The sequence below is a fragment of the Pseudomonas sp. TJI-51 genome (genome assembly GCF_000190455.2).
In the GTDB taxonomy this organism is placed as follows: Bacteria; Pseudomonadota; Gammaproteobacteria; order Pseudomonadales; family Pseudomonadaceae; genus Aquipseudomonas; species Aquipseudomonas juntendi.
In genome coordinates this window covers 1-4,969 of record NZ_AEWE02000047.1, presented here as the reverse complement: position 1 = coordinate 4,969, position 4,969 = coordinate 1, and the positions used below count along the sequence as shown (strand labels likewise).

Genomic DNA, 4,969 nt, shown 5'->3' with positions numbered 1-4,969 from the left:
GGCCTTGTGTCGCGATGGGGCGCAAAGCGCCCCCAAATGCCTTAGGCCCGATCCCGCTCCAGCAGCGGTTTCAAGTAATGCCCGGTATACGACTGTTTCATCTCGCTCAGTTCTTCCGGCGTACCGCAGGCAATGATCTGCCCACCCTTGGAGCCACCCTCTGGCCCCAGGTCCACCAGCCAGTCGGCCGTCTTGATTACATCCAGGTTATGCTCGATCACCACCACGGTGTTGCCGTGGTCGCGCAGGCGGTGCAGCACATCCAGCAACTGCTGAATATCGGCAAAGTGCAGACCAGTGGTCGGCTCGTCGAGGATATACAGGGTCTTGCCGGTGTCACGCTTGGACAGCTCGCGGGATAGCTTGACCCGTTGCGCCTCACCACCGGACAGGGTGGTCGCCGACTGCCCCAGCTTGATGTAGGACAAACCCACGTCCATCAGTGTTTGCAGCTTGCGCGCCAATGCCGGCACCGCATCGAAGAACTCGCGGGCATCCTCGATGGTCATCTCCAGCACCTCGTGGATGTTCTTGCCCTTGTACTTGATCTCCAGGGTCTCGCGGTTGTAGCGCTTGCTCTTGCATACGTCGCAGGGTACGTAGATGTCCGGCAGGAAGTGCATTTCCACCTTGATCAAGCCATCGCCCTGGCAGGCCTCGCAGCGGCCGCCCTTGACGTTGAACGAGAAGCGCCCAGGGCCATAACCGCGGGAGCGCGACTCGGGCACGCCGGAGAACAGCTCACGGATCGGAGTAAAAATGCCGGTGTAGGTAGCCGGGTTCGAGCGCGGGGTACGGCCAATCGGGCTCTGGTCGATATCCACGACCTTGTCCAGGTGCTGCAGGCCGTCCATGCTGCTGTGGGGCGCCGCCTCGATGCTGCTCGCGCCATTCAGGGCGGACGCTGCCAGCGGGTACAGGGTGTTGTTGATCAGCGTCGACTTGCCCGAGCCAGATACCCCGGTCACGCACGTCAACAAGCCAATCGGCACCTCGAGGTCAACATTCTGCAGGTTGTTGCCGCGTGCCCCCTTCAGCTTGAGTTGCAGCTTCTTGTTGCGCGGCGTGCGCTTGGCGGGCACGACGATCTTCTTGCGCCCCGACAGGTATTTGCCCGTCAGCGAGTCAGGATGGTCCATGACCTCCTGCGGCGAACCCTCGGCGACGATCTGCCCGCCATGTACGCCCGCACCTGGGCCGATGTCCACTACGTAGTCCGCCAGGCGGATGGCGTCTTCATCATGCTCCACCACAATGACCGTGTTACCCAGGTCGCGCAGGTGATTGAGCGTCGCCAGCAGGCGGTCGTTGTCGCGTTGATGAAGGCCGATCGACGGTTCGTCGAGAATGTACATCACCCCCACCAGGCCTGCGCCGATCTGGCTGGCCAGGCGGATACGCTGGGCCTCGCCCCCCGACAAGGTGTCGGCACTGCGGTCCAGGGTGAGGTAGTCGAGGCCGACGTTGACCAGGAACTGCAGGCGTTCGCAGATTTCCTTGAGGATTTTCGAGGCAATTTCGCCGCGGCGGCCGGTCAGGGTCAGTTCGGCAAAATAGCTGCTGGCATCGCCAATGGGCAGGTTGGTGACCGCCGGCAGGGTTTTCTCGCCAACCCACACGTGGCGCGCTTCGCGACGCAGGCGGGTGCCGCGGCAGTCCGGGCAGGGCTGGGTGCCGAGGAACTTGGCCAGTTCTTCACGCACGGTGGCCGATTCGGTCTCGCGGTAGCGGCGCTCCAGGTTCGGCACAATGCCTTCGAACGGGTGCGAGCGCTTGACGATATCGCCGCGGTCGTTGAGGTACTTGAAGTCGACACTGTGCTTGCCGCTGCCTTGCAGGATCACCTTCTGGTGTTCGGCAGACAGCTCGCCAAACGGCTCTTCCAGGCTGAAGCCGTAGTGTGCCGCCAGTGAGCCGAGCATCTGGAAGTAGTACACGTTGCGGCGGTCCCAGCCGCGGATGGCGCCCTCGGCCAAGGTAAGCTCGGCATTGACCAGGCGCTTGGTGTCGAAGAACTGCTTCACACCCAGGCCGTCGCAAGTCGGGCAGGCACCCGCCGGGTTGTTGAAGGAAAACAGCTTGGGCTCCAGCTCGCTGATCGCGTGGCCGCACACCGGGCAGGCGAAACGGGCGGAGAAGATCGTCTCTTCGCCTTGCTCGTCGTCCATCGGTGCCACCAGGGCAATCCCGTCGGCCAGTTTCAGCGCAGTTTCGAACGATTCGGCCAGGCGCTGCTGCAGGTCGGCGCGCACCTTGAAGCGGTCTACTACCACATCGATGCTGTGCTTCTTCTGCTTGTCCAGCTTGGGCAACTCATCAAGCTCATAGAGCTTGCCGTTGACCCGGGCGCGCACGAAACCCTGCGCGCGCATTTCATCGAACACTGCCAGGTGCTCGCCCTTGCGCTCGCGCACCACCGGCGCCAGAAGCATCAGCTTGCTGCCTTCGGGGCGCTCCAGCACCAGGTCGACCATCTGGCTGACGGTTTGCGCCTCCAGCGGAATGTCGTGGTCCGGGCAGCGTGGGGTACCGACGCGGGCGTACAGCAGGCGCAAGTAGTCGTAGATCTCGGTGATGGTGCCGACCGTCGAGCGCGGATTATGCGACGTCGACTTCTGTTCGATGGAGATTGCCGGGGACAGACCTTCGATCGTGTCGACGTCGGGCTTTTCCATCATCGACAGGAATTGCCGGGCGTAGGCCGACAACGATTCCACGTAGCGGCGCTGGCCTTCGGCGTACAGGGTATCGAACGCCAGCGAAGACTTGCCGGAACCGGACAGGCCGGTGATCACGATCAGCTTGTCCCGGGGCAAGGTCAGGTCGATGTTCTTCAGGTTGTGGGTACGTGCCCCACGAATCAGGATCTTGTCCACTGCGGCCTCGCTTGGCGGGCATAAACAAAGAATTATACGGCCCCCTGCCAGTACGCGGCAAAGCGTCGCGTAGATGCCGTCAAGCTGTCGGACTGATAGAATCGCCGCCGGTTCACACGAGGTTACGCCATGCATGACACCCACAACGAGCGCATGAGCAGCAGCGAAACCCGCGCTGCTGGTGGCCTGGCCCTGGTCTTTGCCTTTCGTATGCTGGGCATGTTCATGGTCTTGCCGGTACTGGCCACCTACGGCATGGACCTGGCCGGTGCCACACCTGCGCTGATTGGCCTGGCCATCGGGGCCTATGGCCTGACCCAGGCGGTATTGCAGATTCCGTTCGGGATGATTTCCGACCGCATCGGGCGGCGTCCGATCATCTACCTGGGGTTGGTGATCTTTGCCCTGGGCAGTGTCCTGGCGGCCCAGGCCGACTCTATCTGGGGGGTGATCGCGGGGCGCATCCTGCAAGGTGCCGGGGCAATTTCGGCTGCCGTCATGGCGCTGCTCTCGGACCTGACCCGTGAACAACACCGGACCAAGGCCATGGCCATGATCGGCATGAGCATCGGCCTGTCGTTTGCCGTGGCCATGGTCGTCGGGCCACTGCTGACAAGTGCCTTTGGTTTGTCAGGATTGTTCCTTGCCACTGCCGGGCTTGCCCTGGTCGGCATCCTGCTGATCGCCTTCGTCGTGCCCAGTACCCACAGCCTTCTGCAGCACCGCGAGTCGGGTGTGGCGCGCAAGGCACTCGGCCCGACCCTGCGTCATCCGGACCTTTTGCGCCTGGACGTGAGCATCTTCGTGCTGCATGCCGTCCTCATGGCCAGCTTCGTCGCGTTGCCCCTGGCCTTCGTCGAGCGTGGCGGGCTGCCAAAAGAGCAGCACTGGTGGGTCTACCTGACCGCACTGTTCATCTCATTTTTTGCAATGGTGCCGTTCATCATCTACGGCGAAAAAAAGCGCAAGATGAAGCGTGTGTTGGCCGGTGCAGTCAGTGTCCTGCTGCTGACAGAGATATACTTCTGGGAGTGGGCTGACGGTTTGCGCGGACTGGTGATCGGCACCGTGGTATTCTTTACCGCATTCAACCTGCTAGAGGCCTCGCTGCCTTCGCTGGTGAGCAAGGTGTCGCCTGCCGGTGGCAAGGGCACGGCAATGGGGGTTTATTCCACCAGCCAGTTCCTTGGTGCGGCACTGGGTGGAATTCTGGGTGGCTGGCTGTTCCAGCACGGTGGGTTGGACACGGTATTCCTCGGCTGCGCGGTATTGTGTGCAATCTGGCTGATCGTCGCGTTGTCCATGAACGAGCCGCCGTATGTGACCAGCTTGCGCATGCCGCTGACGCCAGAGGCAGCCCGGGAAGCCGGCCTGACCGAGCGACTGATGGCCGTGCCGGGTGTGACCGACGCTGTGGTGGTTGCTGAAGAAGCGGCCATCTATATCAAACTGGATACGAAAATTTTGGACCGTGCGACCCTCGAGCGACTGGTGAATCCAGCCTCTTCGGCGTGCGAAGCCTAGGAGAACGTTATGGCCCGTGGGGTTAACAAAGTCATTCTGGTCGGCACTTGTGGCCAGGATCCCGAAGTCCGCTACCTGCCCAACGGTAATGCCGTGACCAACCTGAGCCTGGCTACCAGCGAGCAGTGGACTGACAAGCAGTCGGGCCAGAAGGTCGAGCGTACCGAGTGGCACCGTGTGTCGCTGTTCGGCAAGGTTGCCGAAATTGCCGGCGAGTACCTGCGTAAAGGTTCGCAGTGCTACATCGAAGGCAAGCTGCAGACCCGCGAGTGGGAAAAAGACGGCATCAAGCGTTACACCACCGAGATCATCGTCGACATCAACGGCACCATGCAGCTGCTCGGCGGGCGCCCGCAGGGCCAGCAGCAGGGCGGTGATCCGTACAACCAGGGTGGCGGCAACTACAACCAGGGTGGTGGTCAACAGCAGTACAACCAGGCCCCGCCGCGCCAGCAGGCCCAGCGCCCGCAACAGGCCCCTCAGCGCCCGGCGCCACAGCAGCCAGCGCCTCAGCCGGCTGCTGACTTCGATAGCTTCGATGACGATATTCCGTTCTGAGGAACCCCAGA

The 4,969-nt window shown here is 62.3% G+C and carries 3 protein-coding genes; 2 read left to right on the top strand and 1 reads right to left on the bottom strand.

The window, feature by feature from the left end; all coding sequences use genetic code 11:
* Positions 1–41 precede the first annotated feature (41 nt).
* Positions 42–2,876, bottom strand: a complete 2,835-nt coding sequence (gene uvrA, locus G1E_RS11265) for an excinuclease ABC subunit UvrA (protein ID WP_009681965.1) — start codon at positions 2,874–2,876, stop codon at positions 42–44.
* 129 nt (positions 2,877–3,005) lie between these two features.
* On the opposite strand from uvrA, the gene G1E_RS11260 reads away from it, so the two are divergent.
* Positions 3,006–4,400, top strand: a complete 1,395-nt coding sequence (locus tag G1E_RS11260) for an MFS transporter (protein ID WP_009681966.1) — start codon at positions 3,006–3,008, stop codon at positions 4,398–4,400.
* Positions 4,401–4,409: 9 nt separating this feature from the next.
* Positions 4,410–4,958 (top strand): single-stranded DNA-binding protein, encoded by a 549-nt coding sequence (locus G1E_RS11255; protein WP_009681967.1) that lies wholly within the window; start codon positions 4,410–4,412, stop codon positions 4,956–4,958.
* The last annotated feature ends 11 nt before the right edge of the window (positions 4,959–4,969 follow it).